At 69.8% G+C, this 26,799-nt stretch carries 21 protein-coding genes and 2 pseudogenes; 10 read left to right on the forward strand and 13 right to left on the reverse strand.

Annotated features, from left to right (window positions below):
* The first annotated feature begins 1 nt into the window (after window position 1).
* The 5 genes and pseudogenes from ACFVYN_RS23435 to ACFVYN_RS23455 form a co-directional block, all read left to right on the forward strand.
* Window positions 2-6,391: an RHS repeat-associated core domain-containing protein gene (locus ACFVYN_RS23435; protein ID WP_390001492.1), complete on the forward strand. Its 6,390-nt coding sequence runs from the start codon at window positions 2-4 to the stop codon at window positions 6,389-6,391.
* A gap of 68 nt (window positions 6,392-6,459) precedes the next feature.
* Window positions 6,460-6,705, forward strand: coding sequence for a hypothetical protein (locus ACFVYN_RS23440; protein ID WP_390001494.1), 246 nt, complete (start codon window positions 6,460-6,462; stop codon window positions 6,703-6,705).
* A 34-nt stretch (window positions 6,706-6,739) separates the two neighbouring features.
* Window positions 6,740-7,249, forward strand: coding sequence for a hypothetical protein (locus tag ACFVYN_RS23445; RefSeq protein WP_390001496.1), 510 nt, complete (start codon window positions 6,740-6,742; stop codon window positions 7,247-7,249).
* The gene (locus ACFVYN_RS23450) at window positions 7,246-7,488 is read left to right on the forward strand and encodes a hypothetical protein (protein ID WP_390001498.1); all 243 of its coding nucleotides are present in this window, start codon (window positions 7,246-7,248) and stop codon (window positions 7,486-7,488) included. The genes ACFVYN_RS23445 and ACFVYN_RS23450 overlap by 4 nt, the downstream gene beginning before the upstream one ends.
* A 55-nt stretch (window positions 7,489-7,543) precedes the next feature.
* Window positions 7,544-8,089: pseudogene (locus ACFVYN_RS23455) on the forward strand (hypothetical protein); the annotation flags it as partial.
* Window positions 8,090-8,534: 445 nt separating this feature from the next.
* Here the strand turns inward: ACFVYN_RS23455 and ACFVYN_RS23460 are convergent.
* Entirely contained in the window at window positions 8,535-9,086 is a 552-nt protein-coding gene (locus ACFVYN_RS23460) for a Uma2 family endonuclease (protein ID WP_390001500.1), read from the reverse strand.
* An 885-nt stretch (window positions 9,087-9,971) separates the two neighbouring features.
* On the opposite strand from ACFVYN_RS23460, the pseudogene ACFVYN_RS23465 reads away from it, so the two are divergent.
* Window positions 9,972-10,130: pseudogene (locus ACFVYN_RS23465) on the forward strand (type II toxin-antitoxin system PemK/MazF family toxin); the annotation flags it as partial.
* Window positions 10,131-10,240: 110 nt separating this feature from the next.
* Here ACFVYN_RS23465 and ACFVYN_RS23470 read toward each other — a convergent pair.
* From ACFVYN_RS23470 to ACFVYN_RS23480, 3 genes are all read right to left on the reverse strand, one after another.
* The gene (locus tag ACFVYN_RS23470) at window positions 10,241-10,528 is read right to left on the reverse strand and encodes a hypothetical protein (RefSeq protein ID WP_390001502.1); all 288 of its coding nucleotides are present in this window, start codon (window positions 10,526-10,528) and stop codon (window positions 10,241-10,243) included.
* 358 nt (window positions 10,529-10,886) lie between these two features.
* Window positions 10,887-11,732 (reverse strand): SDR family oxidoreductase, encoded by an 846-nt coding sequence (locus ACFVYN_RS23475; protein ID WP_390001504.1) that lies wholly within the window; start codon window positions 11,730-11,732, stop codon window positions 10,887-10,889.
* Between the two features lie 101 nt (window positions 11,733-11,833).
* Window positions 11,834-12,799 (reverse strand): helix-turn-helix transcriptional regulator, encoded by a 966-nt coding sequence (locus ACFVYN_RS23480; protein ID WP_390001505.1) that lies wholly within the window; start codon window positions 12,797-12,799, stop codon window positions 11,834-11,836.
* A gap of 65 nt (window positions 12,800-12,864) precedes the next feature.
* Between ACFVYN_RS23480 and ACFVYN_RS23485 the strand changes: the two genes are divergently transcribed.
* Entirely contained in the window at window positions 12,865-13,473 is a 609-nt protein-coding gene (locus ACFVYN_RS23485) for a TIGR03086 family metal-binding protein (RefSeq protein ID WP_390001507.1), read from the forward strand.
* Between the two features lie 178 nt (window positions 13,474-13,651).
* Here ACFVYN_RS23485 and ACFVYN_RS23490 read toward each other — a convergent pair whose 3' ends face one another.
* The 5 genes from ACFVYN_RS23490 to ACFVYN_RS23510 all read right to left on the reverse strand — a co-directional run bounded on the left by ACFVYN_RS23490 (window position 13,652) and on the right by ACFVYN_RS23510 (window position 20,770).
* Window positions 13,652-15,172, reverse strand: a complete 1,521-nt coding sequence (locus ACFVYN_RS23490) for an FAD-binding oxidoreductase (RefSeq protein ID WP_390001509.1) — start codon at window positions 15,170-15,172, stop codon at window positions 13,652-13,654.
* Between the two features lie 129 nt (window positions 15,173-15,301).
* Window positions 15,302-17,029: an NAD(P)/FAD-dependent oxidoreductase gene (locus ACFVYN_RS23495; RefSeq protein WP_390001510.1), complete on the reverse strand. Its 1,728-nt coding sequence runs from the start codon at window positions 17,027-17,029 to the stop codon at window positions 15,302-15,304.
* Window positions 17,030-17,202: 173 nt separating this feature from the next.
* A complete protein-coding gene (locus tag ACFVYN_RS23500) occupies window positions 17,203-18,675 on the reverse strand; it encodes an FAD-dependent monooxygenase (protein ID WP_390001512.1) in 1,473 nt (490 codons plus the stop codon).
* A 189-nt stretch (window positions 18,676-18,864) separates the two neighbouring features.
* Window positions 18,865-19,260 (reverse strand): pyridoxamine 5'-phosphate oxidase family protein, encoded by a 396-nt coding sequence (locus tag ACFVYN_RS23505; RefSeq protein ID WP_390001513.1) that lies wholly within the window; start codon window positions 19,258-19,260, stop codon window positions 18,865-18,867.
* 16 nt (window positions 19,261-19,276) lie between these two features.
* Window positions 19,277-20,770, reverse strand: a complete 1,494-nt coding sequence (locus tag ACFVYN_RS23510; RefSeq protein ID WP_390001515.1) for an MFS transporter — start codon at window positions 20,768-20,770, stop codon at window positions 19,277-19,279.
* Window positions 20,771-20,959: 189 nt separating this feature from the next.
* Between ACFVYN_RS23510 and ACFVYN_RS23515 the strand changes: the two genes are divergently transcribed.
* Window positions 20,960-21,382 (forward strand): winged helix-turn-helix transcriptional regulator, encoded by a 423-nt coding sequence (locus ACFVYN_RS23515; protein WP_390001517.1) that lies wholly within the window; start codon window positions 20,960-20,962, stop codon window positions 21,380-21,382.
* 19 nt (window positions 21,383-21,401) lie between these two features.
* Here ACFVYN_RS23515 and ACFVYN_RS23520 read toward each other — a convergent pair whose 3' ends face one another.
* Genes ACFVYN_RS23520 through ACFVYN_RS23530 form a run of 3 tightly spaced genes read right to left on the reverse strand, consistent with a single transcriptional unit; the run spans window position 21,402 to window position 23,717 of the window.
* A complete protein-coding gene (locus tag ACFVYN_RS23520; RefSeq protein ID WP_390001519.1) occupies window positions 21,402-21,953 on the reverse strand; it encodes a flavin reductase family protein in 552 nt (183 codons plus the stop codon).
* 13 nt (window positions 21,954-21,966) lie between these two features.
* Window positions 21,967-23,277: a cation:proton antiporter gene (locus tag ACFVYN_RS23525; RefSeq protein WP_390001521.1), complete on the reverse strand. Its 1,311-nt coding sequence runs from the start codon at window positions 23,275-23,277 to the stop codon at window positions 21,967-21,969.
* Window positions 23,274-23,717: a nuclear transport factor 2 family protein gene (locus tag ACFVYN_RS23530; RefSeq protein ID WP_390001523.1), complete on the reverse strand. Its 444-nt coding sequence runs from the start codon at window positions 23,715-23,717 to the stop codon at window positions 23,274-23,276. Before ACFVYN_RS23530 ends, ACFVYN_RS23525 begins: the two co-directional genes overlap by 4 nt.
* 231 nt (window positions 23,718-23,948) lie before the next feature.
* On the opposite strand from ACFVYN_RS23530, the gene ACFVYN_RS23535 reads away from it, so the two are divergent.
* Together ACFVYN_RS23535 and ACFVYN_RS23540 are read left to right on the forward strand one after the other, a co-directional pair.
* Complete coding sequence (locus tag ACFVYN_RS23535; RefSeq protein WP_390001525.1) at window positions 23,949-24,641, forward strand: antibiotic biosynthesis monooxygenase family protein; 693 nt, start codon at window positions 23,949-23,951, stop codon at window positions 24,639-24,641.
* A 63-nt stretch (window positions 24,642-24,704) separates the two neighbouring features.
* Window positions 24,705-25,418: a response regulator transcription factor gene (locus ACFVYN_RS23540; protein WP_390001527.1), complete on the forward strand. Its 714-nt coding sequence runs from the start codon at window positions 24,705-24,707 to the stop codon at window positions 25,416-25,418.
* A 287-nt stretch (window positions 25,419-25,705) separates the two neighbouring features.
* On the opposite strand, the gene ACFVYN_RS23545 is transcribed toward ACFVYN_RS23540, so the two are convergent.
* A complete protein-coding gene (locus ACFVYN_RS23545) occupies window positions 25,706-26,467 on the reverse strand; it encodes a ScbR family autoregulator-binding transcription factor (protein ID WP_390001529.1) in 762 nt (253 codons plus the stop codon).
* Window positions 26,468-26,799 lie beyond the last annotated feature (332 nt).

Raw genomic sequence — 26,799 nt, forward strand, 5'->3', positions numbered from 1 at the left:
CATGCGCTCGGCACGGAGACATCACGCCCATAAGTGGGCGAAACACCTGGCCGCGGCGGTGTCCGCGGCCCTGACCCTGACCCTGCTCCAGGCGGCCCCCGCGCTCGGCGACGACGACGCCCGGGAGCAGCGGCGCCCCAAGACCCAGGACGTGCCCTCCACCCCCGTGGTGGAGGAGGGCGGCCAGGTCACCCCGCTCAAGCACCTTGCGGGGTACGGAAGTTCGCGGGCCCCGCAAGCGTCCTGGCCGAAGCCGGGCAGCGCCACCGTCGTCCTGGACGGCGGCAGGGCCCCGCGGAGCATCAAGGCGGGCGGCCTCCCGGTACGGATCGCTGCCGCCCAGGCCCGGTCGGTCCGCGCGGCCACTCCCGCCCGGGCCACGGTCGACGTCCTGGGCCACGAAGCCGCGCGCAAGGCCGGCATCGACGGCCTGCTGCTGAAGGTCACCAACGCGGACGCGCGAACCCCCCTGACGACGGCCGCCGCGCCCGCGAAGGTCTCGGTTGAGGTCGACTATGGTTCCTTCGCCCAGGCCTACGGCGGCGACTGGGCGCAGCGGCTGCGACTGGTCCAGCTGCCCGCCTGCGCGCTGACCACGCCGAAGGCGGCAGCCTGCCAGACGGTAACGCCGCTCGCCACGGACAACGACGTCCGCGCCCAGAAGCTCACCGCAGACGTGCCCGCCGCTGTCGGCGCGCGGGCCCCGCTCCTCGCGGTCTCCGCCGCCCCCTCCGGCGGCTCCGGCTCCTACACCGCGACCTCCCTCGCCCCTTCGGCGTCCTGGCAGGTGGCGGCCCAGACCGGCGCGTTCACCTGGCAGTACCCGCTGAGGGTCCCGCCCGCGATCGCGGGTCCCTCCCCGCAGCTGGGCCTGGCCTACAACTCGGCGTCCACGGACGGCCGTACGGCCTCCAGCAACAACCAGACGTCCTGGGTCGGCGAGGGCTTCGACCTCAGCGCCGGGTACATCGAGCGCGCGTACCGCTCCTGCACCGACGACGGCCACGACGAGGCCGGGTCGCAGAAGTACGACCTGTGCTGGCACTCCGACAACGCCACCATGCACTTCGGCGGCCGGGCCGGTGAGCTGGTCAAGAAGGCCAAGGACGAGTGGCGTCTGAAGCAGGACGACGGCACCACGATCGAGCGGAAGACCGGCGGCTTCAACGCCGACGACAACGGCGAGTACTGGCTGGTCACCACGACCGACGGCACCCGCTACTACTTCGGCAAGGGCAAACGCGAGGCCGCCGACACCGAGTTCACCGGCTCCTCCTGGGAGGTTCCGGTCTTCGGCGACGACAAGGACGAGCCCTGCCACAAGGACACGTTCAAGGAGTCCCGCTGCCAGCAGTCCTGGCGCTGGAACCTCGACTACGTCGTCGACGTCCACGGCAACTCGATGACGTACTACTACGGCACCGAGACCAACAAATACGACACCATCCGCGGAGACAAGGTCGTCTCCTACGACCGCGGCGGCTGGTTCAAGCGCGTCGAGTACGGCGAGCAGGAGGGCAAGGAGAACTCCACCGCCGCTCCTGCGCAGGTCGTATTCGACACCGCCGAGCGCTGCAAGGGCGCCGCCGCCGACTGTGAGCCCGGCGACCTGAAGGAGTCCACCGCCACCCGCTGGCCGGACGTGCCGTTCGAGCAGATCTGCACCTCCGACACCGAGTGCAAGGACCAGTGGTCCCCGACCTTCTTCTCCCGCAAGCGCCTGACGAAGGTCACCACGCAGGTCCTCGGGGCCGACGGCAAGACGTACACGGACGTCGACGAGTGGGAGCTGGCGCACAAGTACCAGAGCGCCGACACCACCCACTCCCCGTCCATGTGGCTGGAGTCCATCACCCACTCCGGCAAGGACGGCGCGAACAAGCTCCCGAAGGTCACCTTCTACGAGCGGCAGAACGCCAACCGCGTCGACACCGGCGCCGACGACCGGCTGCCCATGTACAAGTGGCGCATCCGGGCCATCCAGTCGGAGACCGGCGGCACGATCTCGGTCAACTACAAGCCCACCGAGTGCACCCCGTCGAACCTCCCCACCCCCGAGACCAACACCAAGCGCTGCATGCCGTCCTTCTGGTCGAAGGAGGGCACGGTCGGGGAGAAGGAGGACTGGTTCCACAAGTTCGTCGTCGACACGGTGATCGAGGACGAGGTCACCGTCACCGGCCCGAACAAGGTCACCTCCTACGACTACGCGGGCGCCGCCTGGGCCTTCGACGACAGCGAGCTCGTCAAGACCAAGAAGAAGACCTGGAATCAGTGGCGCGGCTTCCGCTCGGTCACCGTGAAGACGGGTGACGAGAACAGCAAGCAGCTGCGCAGCGAGACCACCTACCTCCAGGGCATGGACGGCGACCGCGAGAAGGAGTCCGGCGGCACCAAGTCCGTCACGGTCACCGCCTCCGACGGCACCAAGGTCCGCGACGACGCCCGCCACCAGGGCTTCCAGCTGGAACAGCGCACCTACAACGGCTCCGCCGAGGTCAGCGCCACCGTCAGCACGCCCTGGAAGTCGGCCGCCACGGCCACCGAGGGCAGCGACGAGGCGACGTACGCGGCGGTGAAGTCGACGAAGACCCGCACGGCGCTCGACGACGGCAAGGTCCGCCGCGCCGCCATCGAGCACTTCTACGACTCGTACGGCATGCTGGAGCGCTCGTCGGACTCGGGTGACCTGTCCGACCCTGACGACGACACGTGCACAACGAACGCCTACGTTCGCAACACCGGCGCGAACCTGCTCACGCTCCTGAAGCGTGTCACGGTCGTCCCGGTCAACTGCGACGACGGCCCACCGAGCGGCTACAAGGGCGAGGCGATTTCGGACGTCCGCACCTGGTACGACGACCCCGACACCTACGGCACCACGCCCACCAAGGGCGACGTGGTCCGCAGCGAGAAGGTCAAGGGGTACGCGGAGGATGGCACCCCGCAGTACGTGACGACGTCGACCGCGAAGTACGACACCCACGGCCGGGTCGTCGAGTCCGCCGACCAGCAGGGCAACGCGACGAAGACGACGTACACGCCCACCACGGGCGGCCCGGTGACCGGCATGAAGGTCACCGACCCCGCGGGCAACTCGACCACCTCCACGGTCGACCCGCGCTGGGGCCTGGTCACCGCCACGGTCGACGCCAACAAGCAGCGCACCGACCTGGACTGCGACGCGCTGGGCCGCCTGCTGAAGGTGTGGCTGCCGGGCCGTGCCAAGGCCTCGGACACCCCGAGCCTGGAGTACGGCTACCTGGTCCGCAACAACCTGCCCGTCGTCACCACCACCAAGTCGCTCCTCCCGAACGGCTCCGTCGCGGTCAGCCACCAGCTCCAGGACGGCCTGCTGCGCCAGCGCCAGACCCAGACCCCTGCCGCCAACTCCGGCCGTGTCGTCACCACCACCGAGTACGACTCCCGCGGCCTCGCCGTCAACGAGATCGGCCCGTTCTACAACTCCGCCGCCGTCGGCACGACCTTCGTGAACGTGGCGGACGCGTCCGAGGGGACGCCTCGGGAGACGGAGACGGTGTACGACGGGGCGGGGCGGCCCACGGACGCGATCCTGCGAGTGGCGGGGGCCGAGAACTCCCGTACGAAGGTCACGTACCACGGCGACCACACCACGGTCGACCCGCCGACCGGTGAGACGGCGACCGCGACCTACACCGACGCCCACGGCAATACCACCAAGTTCCTGCAGTTCAAGGCTTCCTCGCCCACTGGAGACGCGGACACCACGAGCTATTCCTACGACCGGGCCGGCCGCCCGAGCGAGGTGAAGGACGAGGCGGGCAACGTCTGGTCGTACGAGTACGACGTCCGCGGCCGCCAGACCGTGGTCAAGGACCCGGACTCCGGCACGTCGCGGATGACGTACAACGACCTGGACCAGCTCAAGACGGTCAAGAACGACCGTGGCATCACCCTCTCGTACAACTACGACAAGCTGGGTCGTCAGCGCTCTCTCTACAGCGGCGACACCAAGTTGACGACCTGGGAGTACGACAGCGCGACCGTCCCCAACGGCAAGGGACGGCTGACCTCCGCCACCAAGTGGGTGAACGGAAACGGCTACACCTCGTCGGTCGACTCGTACGACGTGGCGGGCCGGCCGACGAAGACCTCGGTGACGATCCCTGCCGTCGAGGACAAGCTGGCCGGTACCTACAGCACGACCGCGTCCTACAAGCCGGACGGCTCGGTCGCCGATGTCGACCTGCCGGCCGCGGGTGATCTCCCGGCGGAGACCGTCACCACGGGCTACACGGCCACCGGCCTGCCGTCCTTCACCCTGGGCGGCACGACCGACTACGCGCGCGAAACCCGCTACTCCAACTACGGCGAGGTCCTCCAGCTCACGCTCGGTACGGCCAGCTCCGACAAGTACACCTGGCTGACCAACACGTACGAAGAGGGCACCCGTCGCCTCGAGCGCGCCCGTATCGACCGTGAGATCGTCGCCACCCCGGACTCGGACATCACCTACGGGTACGACGCCGCGGGCAACATCAAGAAGATCGCGGACGCGCCGGAGGGCAAGGCGTCGGACGTCCAGTGCTTCACGTACGACTACCTGCGCCGGCTGACCGAGGGGTGGACCCAGACCGCGACCACCTGCGCAGCGAGAGCCGCCGAGGCGACCGTCGGTGGCCCGGCACCGTACTGGCACTCGTACGCGTACGACGTGGCGGGTAACCGTACGGGCGAGACCCGCCACGTGACGGGCACGACGGGAGCGGCGGCCGGCACGCAGACCACGTCGTACACCCCGAGCGGCACGGGCTCGGCACACGCCCACGCCCTGAAGTCGGCCGAGACCGTCGCCTCCGGTACGCAGGACAAGGCCACCCAGTCCTACGAGTACGACGAGGTGGGCAACACCACGCGTCGGACCAAGCAGGCGACCGCCTTCGCGCCCGGCGTCGACCAGAAGCTGGACTGGGACGAGGAAGACCGCCTCACGGCTGTCACGCCCTACGTCAACGGCACGCTCGCCGAGGGCGACCGGACGTCCTTCGTCTACGACGCGAACGGCGACCGGCTGCTCCGCAAGGAGAAGGGAGCCGTCACCCTCTACCTGGGTGCTCAGGAGATCCGGCTCGACACCGCGAAGAACACGCTGACGGGAACTCGCTACTACTCCCACGGGGGCCAGCGCGTCGCGGTACGCACGGCAGCCGGTGTGACCTGGCTGGTGGGCGGTCAGAATGGTACGGCCGAACTGGCCGTCAGAGCCTGCGACTCGGCGATGGTCCAGCGCCGCACCCTCCCCTTCGGCGAGGTGCGCGGCACCAAGCCGGCGGCGGGTGCGTGGCCCGGTGACAAGTCCTTCGTCGGCGGCACCGCGGACGCGACGACGGGCCTGATCCACCTCGGCGCCCGCGAGTACGACCCGGCCGGTGGCCGTTTCGTGTCCGTGGACCCGTTGGTGGACGTGTCCGACCCGCAACACCTGAACGCCTACGCGTACGGTCGCAACAACCCACTGTCCTTCCCCGACCCGACCGGTCTGTGGTGGGGCGAGTCCTGGCTCAGCCCGATCGGCCACGGCGCGCTCGACGTCGCCGGCCTGGTGCCCGGCTTGGGTGAGCCCGCCGACCTGCTCAACGGCGTCTGGTACACGGCCGAGGGCAACTACATCGACGCGGGTCTGTCCTATGCCTCGGCCATCCCGATCGCCGGCTACGGCGCGACGGCGGCCAAGGGAGCCCGGTACGTCAACAAGGCCGTGGACGCCGTCGACACCGCGACCGACACGGTCAAGGCCGCGGACAAGGCCGCGGACGCCGTCAAGAGCGTCGACAATGTCACCCCGCCCGCAACACCGAAGCCGAAGCCGAAGCCCGAGCCGGCACCTCCCGCCAAGGCCAAGGACGCTCCCGACACGAAGAAGGGAGAATCCGGAGGCAAGAAGAACGACGGCGCCGAGAAGAAGTCCGACTCGGGCGACGCCACGAAGGCGGACACCGGCACCAGCACGAAGAAGGCGAAGAAGGCCGAGGTGGCAGTGGACACCAACGTCGTCATCAGCGCGCTGAAGCAAGGCGACAAGGCCAGGGTCGACACCGCCCTGGCTGGGCGGGCTCCGGTGATCTCACCCATGACCCTCTCGGAGATCAAGTCGATCCCGCACGCGGAGGTGATGCAGTGGCTGGGCGAGCGGGGCGGTCGCATCGGACCGGCTCACACCTCGGAAGGCGTGAAGAACATCCAGGACACGGTGGCCGCCTTCGGGACCAAGAAGAACCCCATGAAGATCAAACCCGGCGACGCGGAGGTCCTCGACTCGGCCATGCAGGACGGGATACCTCTGATGACCAACGACTCGCAGTTCTACAAAAAGATCGAACGCCTCGGCTATCCGAACGAGAGGTATTAGTGGGTCTGTACAACTTGGCCGTCGTACCGCGGCTGCACCCGTGCCCGCGGTGCGGCAACGAGGCGCCCATGACGCTCCAGTTCCACTTCGGAAACGCCGAACTGGACACGTACCACATCGGCGACCGCATGAGGTGGGGAGGCAACGACAAGGGGCTCCCGAATCAGGAGCGTGTGGAGGTGATCGGGTATCAGGAGCCGTGCGACGTGTGTGGACACGACGAGGACCGGGAGTACGTCCTGGTTTTCGAGCATGACGTTCTGACCGGCGGCTTCCGTTACGCGCTACCGGAGGACATCGTGCGCCTCGAGTAAGTGGAAAGGGGAGCCGAACGAGTACCGCCTCGCCGTGCCCCTCGCCTTCACCGAAGCGGGGATCACGGTTGAGGCGCTCGTCCGTCGGAACTGTGCCGACGGTACGACGACGCGGCTCGCCTGGGCCTGGCCCGGCGGCCCTGATGCCCGAGCCGAGGTCCATGTGAAGCCCGCCCTCGTCTTGCTGGTGCCGGGCTCGGAGCGTGAGCGGTTGCTCGCGGATCTCCGGGCACTCGGACTGACGGACCGTCCGGACCCGTTCTTCGACCTGCTCGAACTCGGTGCGCACTCCTACGGTTTCGTGCTCTCCGGGCGCGTGATCGAGGACTTCGAGCCGGAGGAACTCGAAGAGGTCACTCGCGTGGCGCCGGATCCGTACGCGGTCCTCGTGGAGTACGAGAACGTCGAGTCGGCGAAGGCCCTCCTCGGCAGGCTCATCCGCGACCGGACGGGGGTGGTGGACACGAACTACGGAGAGCTCATCGAGTTCTCCGAGTTCGTAGACCGCATGGAAGCCGAACCGGACTGGGATTGGCGGTCGTGAACCCGCCACCTCACCTCGCCGAGGTCGTCGAGCAGTTGCACGCGTCGTTCCCGGCCGGCCTCAGGGAGGACGACGAGGACTACGCGTCGCTGCTGGTGATCCTCTCGGACCTGCTGTCGGAGAGGAACCTCGGCGAGGTGATGGAGGCCGCCTTCAGCCTCGACCAGCACATGGTGTGCAACCGGACGGCAGCGGCCCTGTCCGTTCGGAAGCCGTCGGTCGGCAGGTGGAGCGGCTGAAGGAACGCGTGGTTGCCCGCGGCTGGAACCTCGAAGACGAGGAAGGCTGACTCCGGCGACCGTGATCCCGGCGGACGAGGGCGCGCTGGCCGGCACCTACCAGTCCGGCACCGCCTACAAGCCCTCCGGCCTGGTCGCCTCGCTCAGCTACTCCGCAGCCGGCTCCCTGCCGGGCGGCTCGGTCAGCTACACCTACGAGGACCAGACCCTGCGGCCGATCTCGGTGTTCGGCCAGGGCATGACCTCCTCGGCCACCTACAGCCAGACCGGCAAACTGCTGGTGTACGGCTTCGGCGTGACCAGCGGCGGCAAGAAGACGCAGGTCACCAACACCTACGAGTACGGCACCCAGCGCCTGGCGACCCCCCGCGTCGACCGTGAGGAACAGCCCGGAGTCGACCAGTACGTCACCTTCCGCTACGACCAGGCCGGCAACGTCCTCTCCCTGAACGACGTTTCTCGCACCGGCAGCGACAACCAGTGCTTCACCTACGACTACCTGCGCCGACTGACCGAGGCGTGGACGCAGGGCGAGGAGGGCACCCGGCGCTTGTCGAGAACCTTCTTCGCGGCGCGCTCGCCGCGTCAGTGCGGCGGGCCTGGTCGGCGGCGCGACGTGGAGGATCTCGTCGACCTCGTCCAGGCCGGCCGGGTTCGGGACCTCGACGACCGCGGTCTCGGCTTGGTCGGCGATGAGGGCGGCGGGGGCGACGACGGAGCGGACCACGTCGGTGATGGTGCCGAGCTTGCCCCGCACCGGATGAACGGTGCGGGGGATGTGAGAAGAGAGTCTTCGCGTCGCAAAGTCGGTGCGCTGGACGCCCTTTTGTCGCCGGGTCCAGAACTGGAGTCCCGCCCGACGGGGCCCAGCCCGCCGCCGGGCCTTCCTGGGGCCCAGAATGGGGTCGGAAGGACAGAGAAACCCCGGGAGCGATCACCAAACCCCGGGCACCCCAATGCGTGGAGCTGTTCAGTCGCGGTTTCGATGATCGTGCCCTCGCCGATCGGTTGCCGGGCCTCCTGCTTCGGGGTGCGTTTTCTCAGACTCAGTGAGTGTCGGGCTCCGGGTCCGGCAGGGGGAGTTCGTCGAGGTCGAGGGTGAAGGTGCGGCCGTCGGCCAGGGGGATGGGTAGCTTGCCTGTGCCGTATGCGCGGGTGTGGGCGGTGCTGTAGCCGCTGGAGGTGGGCTCGGTGTGCAGGACGACTTCCCGGGCGTAGGGATCCACGACGAGGTAGACGGGGATGCCGTACCGGCCGTACTTCGCGGTGCAGTCGTCGTAATCCTTGCGTGCCGAGGACGTGGAGACGACCTCCGAGATCAACAGGACGTCCTCGAAGCTGTAGCGCTTGCCCTCCTTGCGCGCGTCCTCGCGCAGGATGGCCAGGTCGGGGGCGGAGTTCTCGTCGGCGGGGAAGTCGATGTGGACGTCCGAGGTGACCTTCGCGTGACGGCCGAGGGCGAGAGAGTCGATCTGCATCGACCTGATCGTGCTGGAGTGCTCTTCGCTCTGCGGGGTCATGATGATCTTTCCGTCGACGCCGAAGAACACCACGTATCCCGCGGGGAACTCGGTGTGCGTGATCGCGTCGACACTCATGGACGGTGCTCCTTCCCGTGTGCCGTCATGATACGGCGGACAGAGCCGTCCCACGGGTGGACTTCCGTGGCGTGCGCGCACCACAGGGGGGAACCGGTCCGCACGAGCGGACGCCGTGACGCGGGCTCGAGGACGACGGCCCCCGGGTCGGTGTCCAACATCTGCCCGAGGAGGAGCCGCAGCCCCGCGCGGACCATGCGGAGGCGCTCTCCTTCAGGGCCCGCCGTCTCCGCTGCAAGGCGGGCTCGTTCCTCGGGGGTGAGCCTTTCGCGCAGGGCTCGACGGGCATCCGGCGACAGCGTCGACAGCATGAACGTGCGCAGGCGAGGGGGTCGGGCTCCCCGTCGCACTGCGCGGGGTCGAGACCGAGCGGCGGCGCGGGCAGCGGAGTCCGCCGCGCACCCCAGCCGCCGTCGGGATTTGTCGCAGGCACGATGGGAAATGACGCGGGCAGGGGAACGTGATCCGGCTCCACGGGTTCCATCAGGTCTGCCACTCCCTCCGTCGGCTTTGCGTCCAGGCTAGTCGGGGCGGGCCTCGCCGATCTGCTCCATCAACAGGTGGAACTGCCGCATGTTGGGGTCGTCGAAGCGGGGGGACGCCATGAGTTGGCCCCGTCGTTGATGCTGTTGAGGCCGCCGATGTAACCGGCACCGGTGGTCTGCTCGAAGTTCAGCAGCCAGGGCCCCCGCTCGATCCCGGTTTCATGTTGGGGCACTCCCCCACATGTTCCTAGGCGGAACGGAGGGCTCCACCAGCTCCTGGCAGAACTCCTGGTGCTTGCCGTCGTAGGGGGGACCGGAATAGCCGATGAGGGATGGCTCGTCGCCGGCCTGCATATCGTTCGCGATCTGGTAGCCGCCCGCCGCTTCGAGGACGGTCTCGCAAGGCGTGCTTCGGTTCGCGTTCCCGCGTCCGGGCCTTGCCCCTTGCACGTGGCTGACCACCGTGTCCCGGGACGACCTGATCGGGCGGGCGGGCGCCCTGTCCTCCGCGAAGCTCAGCGAGATGAGGAACGCCCTCCGTCTCGGTGGACTCGGGTAGGCGGAGAAGGAAACGGACGCCCGCGACGGCGTGGTCGGTCTCGTCCAGATGATCGACGCTGCCGGCTGCCTCCTCGGCGCCCCCGCCTTGGGATTCGGGACTGCCCGAGCTCACAGGACTCCGAGGCAGGTGCGGTCCTGCTGGAGTCGGTTCCACGTTGTCGTCGCCTCGGTCAAGTGGTCGGCGCACCGGGACAGTTGGGGGTGGTGGAAGCTGAGCGGTGTGGCGTCGCGGAGTGTGGCGCACAGGGCCGTCAGGTGAGTGAGGGTCGCGCCGAGCTGCGCGGCCGTCGCGTCCAGCCAGTCCGCCAGTTGCCCGGGGTCGGCGGGGGGTGCCTCGCGGGTGAGGCGGAGCAGTGCCGCGGTGGCGGTCGCGGCGTCGGTGGCTGCGGATTCCATGGAGGGTCTCCCTGCGTCGCTTGTGCGGACGGCCCGCCCCGGACCCGTACGGGGGATTTTCCGGGTCCGGGGCGGTGCTGGGGGGCCACGGCGCGGAGCTGCTCAAGGCGCCGGGGCCGGTCGGGGACATCCGCGTCACCTGAGGACGCCGACGTCGCTTGTGGGCACCGGCGCCGCTCAAGCCACCGGTGTCGGTGCAGGGTGCCGCGTCACTCAGGACACCGGCGTGACCCCAAGGCGTCGGTGTCACTCAGGGCGCCGCCTCAGCCAGGACACCGGCGTCACGCCGGTGCCGCGCACCAGCGTCACCCGCGACACCGGCGCCACTCGAAGCGCCCGCGTCACCCAGGGCATCGCCTCACTTGAAAGCGGGCGCGTTGCGCTTCGCCCATCCCGCGAAGGAGCCTGCCGGGCGGCCGAGGATCCGCTCGATGTCGGGGCTGACGCGCTGCTCGTCGGGGAGCGGTTCGCCGAGGATGTCGAGGGTGCCGTCGATCACCGGCTCGGGCATGAACTGTGCCATGTGCTCGCGTGCCTGCTCCCGGGTCAGCTCCACGAAGCCCACCGGCTCGCCGAGCGCCTCGGACAGTGCCGTCGCCTGCTCGCGCGGGGTGACCGCGGCCGGGCCGGTCAGCTCGTACGTCTGTCCGGTGTGGCCCTCGTCGCGCAGCACCACGCCGGCGACCTCCGAGATGTCCGCCGGGTCCACGACCGGCAGCGCCACGTCGGCGAACGGGGCGATCACCGCGCGCTGCGTGCGGACGCTCTCGATCCAGGCGTAGGCGTTGGAGGCGAAGCCGCCCGGGCGCAGGATCGTCCAGTCCAGGCCCGAGGTGCGTACGGCCTCCTCGAACTCCCGCAGCCGGCCGTGCGAGAGGGCGTCCGGGCGGGTGCCGTTGATCTGCGAGGAGAGCAGCACCACGCGCCGTACGCCGGCTTCCCTGGCCGCGGCCAGGACCTCGACGGCGGGCGCGCCGCCGCCGAGCAGTTCGCCGGCCAGCAAAATGAACAGGGCGTCCGCTCCGTCCAGGGCGGGGCCCAGCGTGGCGGGATCGGCGAGGTCGGCGCGGACATGCCGCGCTCCCTCCGGCAGGTCGTGGGAGAGAGGACTGCGGGACACGGCCGTGACCTTCTCGCCCGCCGCGGCGAGCGCCTCGACGAGGGGACGGCCGACGTTTCCGGATGCTCCGGTGACAACGATCATGAGAACTCCCAAAGGGGTGACAATGCGGTCGAGTTGGTGCGGGTCGGGCTCTGTCTGCGACGTTAGCATCCTCCGCATAGTAGGTACCTAGAGGAAAGTGGCTATGGTGCCGCCGCCTCGTGGAGCACGCCGTAGCGCGCCATGAGCTCGCGGCCGAGGCGGGCCAGGTATTCACGGGCCTGGGGCGGGCCCACCACCTCGACCCGGGGCCCCAGACCCGCCAGTTGCGCGGCCACCACCTCCACCGAGGGCCCCGCTGCCTCGATCTCCCGTCTGCCGTCGGCCAGCAGCCGGCCGATGCTCAGCCGCCCGCCGAACAGCCGCTGCAGTACGGGCAGGGCGTTCTGATCCGCCCGGGCCGTCACCGTCGCGGCGAGCAGGCGGTCCTCCAGCCGGGTGGCCAACGAGCGCCAGGCGGCCGCGAGATCGAAGTCGGGCGGCCGCCGTACCGGCTCGTCCGTCGGCTCGGCCGAGGTCACACGGCCCAGCCGGAAGGAGCGCAGTCCGTCCGCGGTGCCGGCCACCATGTACCAGTGCCCCGCCTTGAGGACCAGCCCGAGCGGGTCCACGGTGCGCTCGTGCGGCTCGTCACCGGGGCGGGCGTAGCCGAGCCGGACCCGTACGCCGTCCAGTACCGCGCGCTCCAGCACCATGCGGTGCGGGTCGCTCGCGGTCACGGCGGTGCGCGACCAGTCCAGTTCGTCGACGATCCGCGCCCGGGACGCCGCCTCCGCGTGCGGCCGCAGCGGCTCCGGCACCGCGCGCAGTAACTTCCTCAGCGCGGAGCGCAGTTCGGGGGAGGCCCCCGAGGAGCCCGCGGCCAGGAACAGGACCTGCACCTCCGGTGAGGTGAGCCCCGTCAGGTCCGTGCGCGCTCCGCCCACCAGCCGCCAGCCGCCGCCCCGGCCCCGCTGCGCGTACACGGGGACGCCGGATGTGCTCAGGGCCTCCAGGTCGCGTCGTGCGGTGCGCTCGGAGATCTCCAGCTCCGCGGCGAGCTCCGCGGCGGTCACCCGGCCGCGCGCCTGGAGGAAGAGCAGAGCCGCCACCAACCGGTCAGCTCGCATCAGTAGTTCAGCCTTTCTTGGAAAGTGGCCGGAGGATGTCCTGTTTGCCGGGAAGACTCGGCGGCATGACGAATCCCGTGAACCCGCCCGCAGGCGCGCCGGCCCTCGCCGATCCCCGCAACGGACTGCTGAAGGCTGTCGACCTCGCCGGTGACGTGCTCGGCGCGGTGCGCCCCGATCAGTACGACAGCACCACGCCGTGTCCGGACTACTCGGTGCGCCAACTCTCCAACCACCTTGTCTCCGTGCTCCGCAGGGTCGCCGTGATCGGCGCCGGCGGGCAGTTCTTCAGCGTTCCGCACTTCGCCGAGGACGTCGCCGACGGCGCCTGGTCCGAGGCCTGGGCCGCCGGGACGAAGGAGCTGAAGTCCGTCTGGACGGACCCCGCGGTCCTGGGCCGGGAGATCGGCCTGCCCTGGGGGCCCGTCCCCGGCGTCGTCGCCGCGGGCATCTACACCAACGAGTTCGTGCTGCACACCTGGGACCTGGCCAAGGCGACCGGCCAAAGCCCCGAGTGGGACGAGGCCGTCCTGGCCGGGCCGCTGGCCGCGATGCACCGTGCCGTGCCCCGCGAACCGCGCGGCGGCCAGGTGCCGTTCGGCCCCGTCGTGGACGTCCCGGAGGACGCCCCGGCCATCGACCGCCTGGTCGGCTGGTACGGCCGTACGCCCTGACTCCGTACCTCCTGAGCTCGTCATGGCCGAGCCCGCAGGACGGTCGCCCCGCGAGGCCGCCGGACCCCGTTGTCCGGCGGCCTCGCGCGTGGGTGCCCGCCCGCTCCCCGGGGATACCTGGGGGAGCGGCGCCCGGGACCGGGCGGGCGGTCGGTGCGGCATCGTCGGACGGCAGCCGTCAGACGGCGCCTATGGACTGCGGGAAGCGGAAGAAGCGGTACGGGTCGTACTTGGCCTTGATCCAGGACAGCCGCGCGTAGTTCTCCGCGTAGTACGACGCCTTCCAGTCCTTCAGGGACGGGTCCATCCAGTTCTGGTAGGTCTCGCCGTTCGACAGCGGGTCGATCGTGGCGAAGCCGTTGTCCGCCCAGGCGTTCGCCACCGCCTTGGCCTCGCCGGTCACCTGGGCCGGGTCGTTGATCAGGACCCGGTAGTTGACCGAGAAGAGCGAGTCGCGGTGGACGTACGCGGTCGCGGTGCGCGAGACGTCGTTGGCCGCGCCTCCGAAGAAGTGGAAGTCCAGGTAACGCGCCTGTCCCGCCCTGCGGTCGGCGTCGAACGCCGTCATCACGTCGGCCCAGCCGCTCGCCGCGTAGGGCGCGCTGCCCATACGGGTGCGCTCCAGGCCGTAGGCCGGGCGGGACAGCGTGCCCCCGGGGGTCTTCTCGGACCGCTGGCACTGCGCCTCGGTGAGGGTGGCGCAGCCGAAGATCATCATCATGAGCTGCTGGTACGTCATGACCCCGTCCTGACGCTGCAGGGGAGCGCCGGTCAGGGCGAGCAACCGGGCCGCCTCACCGGCGAGTTCGGCCGGTGTGCCGCGGGAGGCGAGGAAGACGTTGGCCTGGGGCACCGAGCCGGGTGCGGCGTCGGGCTGCACCACGTAGGCGCCGCCGCCGATGGTGTGCGGGGCGTCCACCAGCCACCGGGCCACGCCGTCGAGGACGTCGGCCATACGGTCGTAGGGGAAGACCAGGTTGCTGATGGCCATCTGGTCGCCGCTGTGCGGGGTGACCGTGAACTTGGTGACGATGCCGAAGTTGCCGCCACCGCCGCCGCGCAGCGCCCAGAACAGGTCCGGGTACTGCTTCTCCGAGGTGGTCACCACGCGGCCGTCGGCGAGCACCACCTCGGCGGAGGTCACCGCGTCGCAGGCCATGCCCGTGGACCGGGTCAGGAAGCCGAAGCCGCCGCCCTGGAGGAAGCCGCCGGCGCACACGGTCGGACAGCCGCCCTCGCTGACCACCAGGTGGTGCGGGGCCAGCGCGTTGAGGATGTTGACGTTCTGGGCTCCCGGGCCGATCTCCACCGACGAGGCGCTCTGGACCGTGACGGCGTTGAGCCGGGACACGTCGATGATCAGGCCCGGAGTGGTGGACCAGCCGCCGTAGTTGTGACCGCCGCTGCGGACCGCCGTACGGAGGCCGTAGTCCTGGGAGAAGCGCACACAGGCCGAGACGTCCGCTGCGCTCGTGCAGTAGGCGACCGCCTGCGGGTTCACGGTGTCGAACTGGCCCAGCTCCACCTGGCGGGCGACGGTGTAGTACGGGTCGGTGGGCAGCACGAGCCTGCCCGAGAGCTTGGCCGCGAGCTGGCTCCACGGCGTTCCCGAGCCTTCGGCGGCGACGGGGCCTGCGGATACGAGGGCGAGGCCGGCGGCGGCGGAACCGGCGCCGAGCAGGGTTCTACGACTGATCACACGGTGTCCCTGAGTGGAAGCGGATGGGTGGAGAGAAGCGGGAGAGAGGTCGGTGCGTGCGCCCGCACGGGGACGACGGACGGCGGTGGCAGCGCGCCCCGTGCGGGCCGGTCGCGGGTGCGGCGGCGGTCAGGAGACCTTGCGGCCGCGGGCGGCGGACTTGACGACGCCCTTGAGCATCGAGCGGCCCAGGTCGCGCATCTCCTTGGGGCCGTTGGTGCTCGCCCACCACATGAACTTGATCATCGTGGGGGTGGTGGCCCGGTAGAAGCGGTGGTCCTCGCCGTCCTTCCAGCCGAAGGGCGTGTTGACCGACTCGCAGTCGTTGATGGCCTGGAAGACGATGTCTGCCGCCTTGTCGCCGTCGATCTCGCCCTGCTCGTAGCGCACACAGGTCTCGTGCGTGACGTCGAGCAGGTGCTTGAAGGCGTGGCTGTCCGGCCACCACAGGCCCGGGTAGGGGGAGTTCTCCATCTCCCGGAAGTGCCGGTCGTTCCCGTCCAGCATGAACTCCTGGCGGGCCTGGACCTGCCGCATGGTGGCGGGTGTGGTGAAGCAGGCCCAGACCCGGAACACGGCGTTCCAGAGCCGGAAGTGGGAGAACGCGATGTAGGAGCTGTCGACGATCATGTCGTTGTACGTGAGCAGCCCCTGCTCCAGGCGCTCGACGTACTCGAAGCGCTCGGCGGAGAAGTCGTCGTCGCGCAGTGCGTCCAGGACGCGGTAGCACAGCGCGTCCACGACCTCGAAGGTGTTGGACAGGCCGCGCGAGTACAGCGGGTCGACGAAGCCGGCCGCGTGTGACATCAGGCACCAGCGGTCGCCGACCGTCTGCTTGGACGAGTACTGGATACGGTCCGGCGTCGACACCCACTCGCGCACCCGCCGCGCACCCTCGAACTGGCGCTTCACGGCCGGGTACATGTCGAGGTACTTGTTGAACTCCTCGTCCGGGGTCAGGTCCTTGGGCTGCGGATACAGCCGTTCGTCGAAGGTGAGGCCGACGCTGCAGACGGGGTTGCGGGAGTCCTTGTAGTTGTCGAACGGGATGATCCAGAACCAGCCGCGCTCGATCAGGTGGTGCAGGGTGCCGCCGTGGAACGGCGACTCGGCCGGCGGCCGCAGCGCCTCGGGGTAGTTGCACACGTCGTCGTACGGCTTGATGCCGACGTAGTGCGTGAACATCGAGCGCGCGTGGTGCTTGATCCGCGAGGGCTTCTCCCGCAGGTCGAACTTCTGGGCGAGCGGCGAGCGGAAACCGCTGGCGTCGATGAGGTACTTGGCGCGGAAGACCTCGCCGTTCTGGCCCGTGACGGTGACGCCGTCGTCGTCGAAGTCGAGGTCGGTGGCGCGCCAGTTCTGGCGCAGGGTGCAGCCGTACTTGGCGGCGACGTTGAAGTAGTAGGTGTCGGTGTCCTGGCGGAACATGTGCGACGCCTCGGTCAGCATCTTCGGGATGACGAACATCGTCGCCTCGCGCGGGTCCGGCTCCCGGTCCGGGACGTGCCGTACGAAACCGAAGCTCTGCTTCCTGCCGTGGTGGGCGCCGATGTGCTTGGTGACCGCCTTGATGTCGAGCAGGTGCTTGATCTCGGGGACGTCGTAGCGCACGGCGAGGATGTGCAGCCATTCCACGAGCTGCGGGTTCTGCGACTCACCGACCGCGAACCGCGGGTGCTGGCCGGCGTCGACGAGCACCACCTTCGCGCCCTGCCGGGCCAGGATCGCGCCGGTGATCGAGCCGCCGATCCCGGCACCCAGGATGATGACGTCGCACTCGGTCCAGTCGCCGGCCTCCGGCGCCCTCTTCTGTGTGTCGGCCTTGGTGGGCATCTCTGTCTCGGCCTTGCCGGTCAACTCGGAACTCCTCTTCTGAGACGAACGGTCGGCGCGTCACGTCGGCGCCGAGGCGCCCCGAAGGGGCGCGGGGCTGTTTCGATATGCGGCTCCGCCGCGCAGGCGCGGCCGGCCACGGTGAACCCGCGGACGATCGACGGCCGGTCGCGGCACTGTCCGCGTCCTGCGAGCGCTCAGCTGTCCGCGGGGGCGCCGAACCAGCGCTCAAGGGCCTCGGTCAGCCCGCCCGCGGAGCCGTCCGTGCCGATCCAGGCGATGTAGCCGTCGGGGCGGACCAGCAGGTCGGCGGCCGGGGCGTCGGGGTCGGGCCGGGAGGCGGCGACGACGTCGACGCGGTCGGACCAGCCGGCGGCAGCCGCGGTGAGGGCCTGGCCGCCGCGCAGGTTCAGCAGCAACGGACGGGCCCGGCTGAGGAGTTCGTACGTGCTCGTCTTCTCGTCCCCGACCAGCAACTCCTGGTCGGGCAGCCGGCGGCCGAGCAGCGGGTGGCCGCCCTCGCCCATGTCGTAGGTGATGTCCAGGCCGGTGACCAGGCCCACCAGGTGCCGGCGGACCTCCTCGATGCCCGCCAGCTCGCCGAAGAGTTCACGCAGCGGCTGCATCTCGGGGCCGCCGAGGTACAGGGAGCGCTGCACGAGGGTGTTGGCGACGATGCGGGCGCCGACGGGGTGCCGCTCGGAGTGATAGGTGTCCAGCAGCCCCTCCGGCGCGTACCCCTTGAGCTCGGCGGCCAGCTTCCAGCCGAGGTTGACCACGTCGCCGACGCCGGCGCTGATGCCCTGGGCGCCGATGGGCAGATGGATGTGGGCGGCATCGCCCGCGAGCAGGACCCGGCCCTTGCGGTACTCGGCGGCCTGGCGGCTGGCATCGGTGAAGTAGCTGGTCCACAGCGGCTTGTAGCCGGTGATGTCCTCGCCGGTGACGCGCTGGAAGGCGGCGGCGACCTCGGGGAAGGTGGGCGGCTCCTGGGTGGGGCGGACACCGGCGCCGCGTTCGAAGACGACGACGCGGGTGGCCTGCGGGCCGAGCGGGAGCACCACGACCATGCCGGACTCGCCGACCTCGCCGGTCGGACGGATGCGCAGCTCGTTGGTGGCGACGTCGGTCATCAGCATCTCGATGGTGGCGCTGGTGCCGGGGAAGTCGATGCCGGCCAGCCGGCGCACGGTGGACCGGGCGCCGTCACAGCCGACCAGGTAGGGGGCGCGCAGTGTCTCGACGCCGGTGGCGGAGGAGACCTCCACCGTGACCCCCGCGTCGTCCTGGACCATGCCGACGACCTCGTGCCCGCGGCGGACCTCGGCGCCGAGACCGGTCGCCCACGCGTGGAGAATGGCCTCGGTCCGCGACTGCGGAACACCCCGGACACCGAAATTGCCGCCCTCGATGATGCGGTAATCGATGGGCAGTCCACCGAAATGCCCGAAGGGTATCGTCTCCAGTTCACCGAATTTGTCGAGAAGCGCGCGCTGGCCGAACTCCTCGATCGTGCGGGCGGAAAATCCGAGTGCCCGGGACTGCTGCATGGGCTCCGTCAGGCGGTCGAGTACGACCACCGACAGCCCGGCCAGGCGGAGTTCGCCGGCGAGCATCAGTCCGGACGGGCCGGCCCCGGCGACAATCACGTCAGCATGAAAACGGTCCATGTTTCCTCTCCCAGTGGATTTATCACCAGTATTCCGGGGGAGTGCGGGAAGCTGAACGGCCGCAAGTACAGGTCTCTGACAAGTTGCGTCAGAGATTCTGCAGCCGGGTCAGGCGGTGGAAACAAGCGAGGGTGCCGGAAGACTTCCGGCACCCTCTGCTCGGTTCGGACGGGGATCAGCGGCCCGGAATCACATCAGGCCCATCACCTTGTCGACCCGGATCTCGATCACGACCAGGCCCGGCGGCTCCGGCGGCGGCGACCAGTACCGCTTCGCGTACCGCCGGATCCCCTCCTGGACGCGTAACGGGTCGTCCTGGACGGTTGCCGTGCCCTCCAGGGTGAGCCAGCGGGGCCCCGCCGTCTGGCAGAGGGAGACCCGGCCGCCGGGTGCGGCCAGCACGTTCCTCGCCTTGCGCCGGGTCACCGCGGTCATGACCCGCGCCAGACCCACCTCGCCGTCCCAGGTGAAACGCACGGGCGTCACATGAGGCGAGCCGTCGGGGCGGAGGGTGGTGAAGGCGCACAGCTGGTTCTCGGCGAGGAAGTCCTCGGCCGCGGCGGACAGTTGCGGTGACGTCGGCATGGCGGGCCTTCCGGTCTCAGGCCTGGGTGGGAGCGGCGGCGGCAGGCTGGTCCGATGCCCTGGTGAAGGGCAGCAGGATCAGCGTGAGCAGCAGGCCGGCCGCGGCGAAGCAGGCCCCCGCCAGGAAGGCGTCGTGGAAGACCTCGGTGCGCGCCTCGGTCACCCGTGCGGGCACCCCGTCCGCCCACTTCGTCAGCGCATCGACCCGACGGAAGGCGTAGGTGGCGGCCACGGCCAGGCCCAGGGCGCCGCCGACCTCCTGTGCGGTGTTGATCAGACCGGCGGACAGACCGGACTCGTCCTCCTCGGTGCCGGTGAACGCGGCGACCTGCACCGGCACGAACGACAGGCCGAGACCGAGGCCGGAGATCAGGAAGGCGGGCAGCAGGTCCACGACGTAGGAGGCGTCGGAGGGGGCCCGCCAGAGCAGGAACATGCCCACGCTGGTCAGCGTCAGGCCGACCATCAGCACCGGCTTGGGGGCGACCTTGGTCACCAGCTGGGAGGCGATGCCCGCACCGACCGCGACGATCACGGCGAGCGGGACGTAGGCCAGACCGGTCCTCAGAGCCGACCAGTCGAGGACCTGCTGCATGAAGAGGCTGGCGAAGAAGAACAGCGTGACGCAGGTGCCGAGCAGCAGCAGGGCGACGACGTTGGAGGCCCGCAGCGACTTGCGCTTGAACACGCCGAGCGGGATCAGCGGAGCCTTGGCGCGGCTCTCGATCAGCACGAACGTGATGAGCAGGACCGCGGAGAGGGCGAAACCGCCGTAGAGACGGCCCATCGGGACGGCGGAGTCGTCGACGGCCTGACCGAGGCTGAAGATCAGCAGCACGAGACCGGCGGTCAGCGTCACGGCGCCGGCGACGTCGAAGGAGCTGCTGCGCTCGGCCGCACGGCTCTCGGCGATGACCTTCGGGGCGATCAGGGCGCAGACCAGGCCGATCGGCACGTTGATGAAGAAGATCCAGCGCCAGCCGGGCCCGTCGGTGAGCAGACCGCCCAGGGTGACACCGGCGACGGCGGCGATACCGCTGAGCGCGCCCCAGGCACCGAGGGCCTTGTTGCGCTCGGCGCCCTCCTCGAAGTTGTTGGCGAGCAGGGACAGCGCGGCGGTCGCGATGAACGCGGCCCCCAGGCCCTGGGCGCCGCGCGCCACGATCAGCATGGCCGCGCTCTGCCCGAGCCCGGCGAGCAGGGAGGAGAGGGCGAACAGGATCAGGCCGGTCTGGAGCATCCGGCGGCGGCCGAAGGCGTCGGCGAGCCGGCCGGTCAGCAGCAGGAAACCGCCGAGGAGCATGCCGTACGTGGTGACGATGTACTGCAACGAGGTCTGGGAGATGTGCAGTTCGTCCTCGATGGTCGGCAGTGCCACGTTGACGATCGACACATCGAGGAAGGTCATGAAGCCGGCCAGGCACAGGAACGCCAGGATGAGTCCCGGGCGGCGCGGCGGCTGCGATTCGGCGGCGTTGCGGGAAAGGCGCATCGACTCTTGGGTCGACATGTCGCTCCTAAGGGATGTGACGGAAGGGTTCCGTAGGGACGGGGAGTACGGCTTGTGCAGGGACGGGACAGCCGGACGGAAGGACACGGCGCGGGACCGGGAGCGGGGGGCCGCTCACCGACTTCCGGAAAGCTAGCATCCTCGGTAAAGTAGGTACCTAGAGGAAAGTGACTCCCCAGGAGGATCCGAATGGGCGGCAGCACCGGCGCCATGAGCACCACCACCACACCTGGCGGGCAGACCGACTCGGAGCTGGCGTGCCCGGTCTCCCCGGTGGTCGACATCGTCTTCAGCCGCTGGACGACGCCGATCCTGTGGACGCTGCACGAGTTCGGCCGGCAGCGTTTCGTCGCACTTCAGCGCACCATCGGCACCATCACGCCGAAGGTGCTCACCCAGCGGCTGCGCCAGATGGAGCGCGACGGCCTGGTGGTGCGCACGTACCATCCCGAGGTGCCGCCCCGGGTCGAGTACGAGATCAGTGAGCTCGGCCGCAGCCTGGCGCCGATCTTCGCCCACCTCGCCGACTGGTCCACGGAGAACCTCCGCAAGGTCGAGCGGGCCAGGCGGGAGTTCGACGAGGCCGGCGATCAGACGGCGGTCCTGCGCTGACGTACGGCCGGCGCCGCCCCTACCCACGGGCGGGCGCCGGGACGTCGCGGTCGAGGACACGCATGGCGCCCTGGTAGAAGACCAGCGGGTCGGCCTGCGCACCGGAGGCGCCCAGGGCGGTGACCTCGCCGACCAGGATGGCGTGGTCGCCGCCGTCGTACTCCTCGGCGACGCGGCACTCCAGGAAGGCCAGGGCCTCGGTGAGGACGGGCAGTCCGCGCGCGGAGCGGTGGTGCGGGACCTCCGCCAGCCGCGCCGACTCGCGGCCCGCGAACCTCCAGGCCAGCCCCTCCTGATCGCGCGTCAGGAAGTTCACCACGAAGCCACGGGCCTTCTGCAGGACCGGGCGCAGCCGGGACTGCCGGTGCAGACAGAACAGCACCAGCGGCGGATCCAGCGAGACGGACGTGAAGGAGTTCACCGTGGTGGCGGCACCGTCCTCGGGGCCGCCGGTGGTGATGACGGTGACGCCGGTGGCGAAGTTGCCGCACACCGTGCGCAACGCACGGGCGTCGACCGGCGGTTGCGGCAGCGGTCGGCCGTGCTGGGACAACGACTGGACGGGTATCACATGAGCCCCCTCGTCAGGTGTGCGGAGCGGTCGCGTCCGCGGCGGTCGTACGAACCTTCTGGGTCTCGCCGGCCGTGAGGTGCTCGCGCCGGGACAGCAGCGGGGCCGCCATCGCCGTCGTCACGAGGGCCATGATCACCAGCATGGTGAACATCCGTCCGTCGAGCACTCCGAGGCTCACGGCGGCGTTGAGGATGATGAGTTCGGTCAGGCCACGGGTGTTCATCAGGACGCCCAGGTCCTTGGCCTCGCGCCAGGACAGACCGGACAGCCGGGCCGGGACGATCGCCCCCAGCAGCTTGCCCGCGCAGGCCACGCCGATGACCAGGAACAGCGCCAGGTAGTCGGTCGCGGTCAGGGCGCCGAGGTCCACGCCGAGACCGGTGACGATGAAGAACACCGGCAGCAGTACGACGCTGACGTCGTCCAGCGGCCGGCGCAGGCGTGCCGCGAGCACCCGCCGCGGCTCGCGAGGCATGACGAAGCCGAACAGGAACGCGCCGAAGATCTGGTGGATGCCGATCCACGAGGTCAGATACGACGAGGCGAACACCCCGGCGCACAGCACCGCGAGCAACCCGCTCCAGCGCTCCATGGCGGCCCACCGCCACACCAGCCGGGCCACGAGCGGCCGTACCACCAGGAACATCAGCGCCACATAGCCGACGCTGAGCGCCCCGATCCGGGCGAGGCCCGCGTAGTCGCCGTCCGAGGTGACCAGCGCCGACACATAGGCCAGCAGACACCAGGCCAGGACGTCGTCGATCGCGGCGCTGGCCAGCGACAGGGCGCCGATCCGGGTGTCCATCAGCCGGTTGTCGGCCAGGATCCGCGCCAGCACGGGGAACGCCGTCACGGACATCGCGGTGCCCATGAAGGTGGCGAACGCGCTGAAGGAGATGTGGTGCCCGGCCACCGTGTCGTGGTGCGGATACAGGACGACCGCCGCGCCGACGCCCAGTGCGAAGGCCAGCACGATGGACGACAGCGAGACGCTCGCCGCCAGACGCGCGTACGGCCGGATGAGCCGCCGTTCGAACTCCCAGCCGACCACGAACATGAACAGGACCAGGCCGACCTGGGACACCGCCGACAGCAACGGGCGTACGTCGAACGGGAACAGACGTTCCGTCAGATCGCCGGGGAACAGGCCGAGCAGGCTCGGCCCGAGGACGATGCCGGCGGCGATCTCGCCGATCACCTTGGGCTGGCCCAGCTTGAGAGCGAGGGCCCCGAGCGCGGTACCGGCCAGAAGGACCACACCGATGTCGAGCAGCATGGTCGCGATCTGCCGCTCGTTGATCCCCGCCGCCAGCGCGGTCATCCGGCGCCGCCCGGCCGGGGCGGGCTGCCCGTCGACCACACCAGCCGGAACGACAGCTCCGTCAGACGCCAGCCCCGCTCGGTGTGCCGGGCCTCTCCGTGCACGAGGGTGCCGGCGACGAACAGCGGGTCGCCGGGCGTGTCCGGGTGGTGCACATGGGTGGAGACCAGGTTGGCGCGCAGCAGCGCTCGCTCGTCACCGCTGAGCTCCACGACCGCCGGGGAGTTGAGGTGCTGGGTGCGCGCGAAGGACTCCAGTGCCTGCCGGTGCCAGTCGGCGAGTCCCTCGATGCCCTCGTGCCGGGCCATCGGGAACTCGACGCGGGCGTCGTCGCTGAACAGCGTGAGCGCCCACGCGTCGTCGAGTTTCTCTTCGTCGAGACCTATGAGATATCGGTCCAGCAGAGTGCTGATCTCGGCTGCTGTCGTCGCGGAATTCATTGCCCGAGCATCGCGCGCGGGCCTATGAGTACCCAAGGGCACTTGTCGAAGACCTGACGTAGCTGCCGAAGATCTGACGCCGGCAGCAAGGATCTGACAATCCGCGCGCAGTCCTGAACACTACGGCCTTCAACTCGACTTGAGGACTTGTCATGCTGATCGGGAAGCGCCGACCAAGCAATTTTGAGTTCTGCTTCTTTCATCAACCGACCTACCGGAAGAGAAGAGAGAATGCCGAAGATCGCAGCCGACGGTAAGAACCTGACCGTCCTCAACCTGTTCTCCACCGACTCCGCCGAGAGGCAGGACAGCCTGCTCGCCGCGATGCGCGAGATCGTCGACTCCGCGGCCTACGAGGGCTGGAAGTCCAGCACCGTGCACAGCGGGCAGACCAAGTTCGGCACCGCCAACTTCATCCAGTGGCGCTCCACCGAGGACCTGGAGGCCCGCTACGCCGGCGAGGAGTTCAAGCACCGCACACTGCCGCTGTTCGGTGAGATCACCACGGCGATCCGGCTGCTGCAGAACGAGGTCGTCTTCACCCAGCAGAAGCCGGGTGCCGGGGAGACCGAGATCGGGCCGGAGCGCGACGACTACACGGTCATCGACCTGTACGGCGTCACCGAGAAGCACCAGGACGACCTGGTCGAGACCCTCGGCGCGTCCCAGGACTGGCTCCAGAAGGTCCCGGGATACCGCAGCCACACGGTGCTGCGCGGGCTGCGCGGGCGCGGCATCGAGGGCAAGTGGGTCGTCGTCTACTCGCAGTGGGACAGCAAGGAGGCCTACGACGCGTTCCTCGAGCAGCCGAGCGGTGAGCGGTCGGCGGAGCGGCAGAAGATCGACGCCCGGGTGGACGCGCTGGCCATCTGGCGGGACTCCAACACCTACCGCGTGGTGCACACCCGGCTGGCGGGCGAGTGACGACCCGGGCCGCTCGCCCCGGGTGCGTGAAGCCGGCGGGGCACGGTCCGGTGTGGAGTGCACATGCGCGTACTTGTGATCGATCCGGATGACGGGACCGCCGAACCGCTGGTCTGCCGGCTGGTGCGCAACGGCCATCAGGTCCGGCGGGTCCGTACCGGGCGGGCGGGCCTCCAGACCTGGGAGCAGGCCGAAGTCGTCCTGCTCGACCTGGAGTTGCCGGACCTCGACGGTCTTCAGGTGTGCGCCGAGATCCGGGCCCGGGGCAACACACCGCTGATCACCTTCACCAGCCGGGACACCGAGCTGGACCGGGTGCTCAGTCTGCGGTCGGGTGCGGACGACTGTCTGGTCAAGCCGTACGGGTTCCGGGAGCTGATCGCCCGGATGAACGCGGTGGCGCGGCGCGTCGCCACGGGTGGTGGTCCGGTCGGTGTGTCCTGCGGGGCGCTGCGGCTGGACCCCGGCACGCGTCAGGCGTGGCTCGGCGAGCAGTCCCTGGAGCTGACCCGCAAGGAGTTCGACATCCTGCTGCTGCTGGCCTCGGCACCCGAGACGGTGATCTCACGCCGGGACCTGATCGCGGCGGTCTGGGCGGACGACTGGGCCATCTCCACCCGCACGGTGGACACACACGTCAGCGCCCTGCGCGGCAAGCTGGGCGAGGGCTGGATCACCACGGTCCGAGGCGTCGGCTACCGCCTGGAGGACACGTACCGTGCCATGTCCCCACCGGGGGGCGCGGACGCGGAACCTGTTGACGGGCTGACGGGTTGACGGGCTGACGGGCTGACGGGCTGAAGGACGGGCGGGCGCCAAGCCGATGCGGCCCGCACCCGTACCCGACCCCCACCCTCGGCCCCGCGCTCGGTACCTGTGCGCCCGGGACGTTCGGCCGGCCCCGTGCCGTGTCGGTGTGAGCCCGGTCGGTGGAGGACGGGGTGCCGGTTCTCAGGTGCCGTGGCGTACACGCGACCCCTACGCCAGGTCACCCGGTGCCGTGTGCGCGGGTCGGTCAGGGGGTGTGCTGCCCTTCCCCTCCTGGGCAGCACCCCCTCTCCCTCTTACCGGACGGTCGCGGCGTCGGCCCTCCCCGCCGTGCGGGTGTCCGACGCGGCGTCGGACAACGACGTGCCGTCGCCCTCCTCGTCGGTCGGTGCGTCTTCCGCCTCCAGTGCCGCGGCACGTGACGCAAGGAGGGACGCGGCCCGGTCGGGGGTCAGCTCCAGCGTCGGGAGGATCTGCGGCATCGCGATGCTCGGCAGCAGGTGGCGGAACATCGAGATCACCCGGCGCATCAGGTCCTGGCGTCGGCACAGGATCTGAGACGTCCACTGGATGCCGGTGAAGGACCCGGAGAGCAACTCCGCCGTCTCGGCCGGATCGACGTGCGGCAGCAACTCCCCGCGATCACGCGCCTCGACGAGCACCTGGGTCAGCCGGTCCACCCAGGACTGGAACGGTCTGCCGTGGAACGGGTTGCCGCCCTCGGCGCTCTCGCTCCACTGGTCCATGGCGAGACCGACGCTGGCCCGGGTCAGCGGGTCGTGCTGCAACTGGTGGGCGAACAGCAGCCCCTGGTCGACGATTTCCTGGAGCCCCGTCCGCTGCGGAGGCAACGGCCCCAGCTCCAGCTGCGCCGCTATCACCCCGAGGGCCAGATCCTCCTTGGAGGAGAAGTGGAAGTAGAGCGCCCCCTTGGTGACGCCGGCCCGCGCGATGATCTCCGTGATCGTGGCGGTGCTGTAGCCCCGTGCGTCGAACACCTCGGCCGCCGCCAGCAGGATCGACGTGCGGGTCTGGGTTGCCCGTGCTTGACGTGTCATGCCAAGTGCCTGTTTCTATGTCAGAGCTTCGTCAGGTGCCCGCGCAAAGAGAACCGGACTGCCAGTCTTTTGTCGAGCGGGAAGCGATCCCCGCATGCAGCGACTCAGGGGGCAATCCATGTCTGATGGCGCGATATCCGTAGTGAACCGGTTTGTAGAGGCCAGTCCCGTTCTGGACCCGGCCCAGGGTAGATCCGACTGCACCACCGCGGCCCACCCTGCCCGACTGACGGGTCTGTTTGCGGGGGATTCCGCAGCGATACCTTCCGATCACCCCACCGTACCGTCCACGAACCATACCGGCGCCCCGGTTCTGACGACGGACGGCCGCG

Source organism: Streptomyces sp. NPDC058307 (assembly GCF_042880295.1).
Taxonomy (GTDB): Bacteria; Actinomycetota; Actinomycetes; order Streptomycetales; family Streptomycetaceae; genus Streptomyces.

Coding starts and splice junctions, on each gene's coding strand:
- ACFVYN_RS23470 (WP_390001502.1), bottom strand. CDS start 10,528: ATGGAATCCGCAGCCACCGACGCCGCGACCGCCACCGCGGCACTGCTC.
- ACFVYN_RS23515 (WP_390001517.1), top strand. CDS start 20,960: ATGGGCGGCAGCACCGGCGCCATGAGCACCACCACCACACCTGGCGGG.
- ACFVYN_RS23500 (WP_390001512.1), bottom strand. CDS start 18,675: ATGGACCGTTTTCATGCTGACGTGATTGTCGCCGGGGCCGGCCCGTCC.
- ACFVYN_RS23505 (WP_390001513.1), bottom strand. CDS start 19,260: ATGCCGACGTCACCGCAACTGTCCGCCGCGGCCGAGGACTTCCTCGCC.
- ACFVYN_RS23530 (WP_390001523.1), bottom strand. CDS start 23,717: ATGAATTCCGCGACGACAGCAGCCGAGATCAGCACTCTGCTGGACCGA.
- ACFVYN_RS23480 (WP_390001505.1), bottom strand. CDS start 12,799: ATGCGAGCTGACCGGTTGGTGGCGGCTCTGCTCTTCCTCCAGGCGCGC.
- ACFVYN_RS23485 (WP_390001507.1), top strand. CDS start 12,865: ATGACGAATCCCGTGAACCCGCCCGCAGGCGCGCCGGCCCTCGCCGAT.
- ACFVYN_RS23545 (WP_390001529.1), bottom strand. CDS start 26,467: ATGACACGTCAAGCACGGGCAACCCAGACCCGCACGTCGATCCTGCTG.
- ACFVYN_RS23525 (WP_390001521.1), bottom strand. CDS start 23,277: ATGACCGCGCTGGCGGCGGGGATCAACGAGCGGCAGATCGCGACCATG.
- ACFVYN_RS23460 (WP_390001500.1), bottom strand. CDS start 9,086: ATGAGTGTCGACGCGATCACGCACACCGAGTTCCCCGCGGGATACGTG.
- ACFVYN_RS23440 (WP_390001494.1), top strand. CDS start 6,460: ATGACGCTCCAGTTCCACTTCGGAAACGCCGAACTGGACACGTACCAC.
- ACFVYN_RS23510 (WP_390001515.1), bottom strand. CDS start 20,770: ATGTCGACCCAAGAGTCGATGCGCCTTTCCCGCAACGCCGCCGAATCG.
- ACFVYN_RS23535 (WP_390001525.1), top strand. CDS start 23,949: ATGCCGAAGATCGCAGCCGACGGTAAGAACCTGACCGTCCTCAACCTG.
- ACFVYN_RS23475 (WP_390001504.1), bottom strand. CDS start 11,732: ATGATCGTTGTCACCGGAGCATCCGGAAACGTCGGCCGTCCCCTCGTC.
- ACFVYN_RS23540 (WP_390001527.1), top strand. CDS start 24,705: ATGCGCGTACTTGTGATCGATCCGGATGACGGGACCGCCGAACCGCTG.
- ACFVYN_RS23435 (WP_390001492.1), top strand. CDS start 2: ATGCGCTCGGCACGGAGACATCACGCCCATAAGTGGGCGAAACACCTG.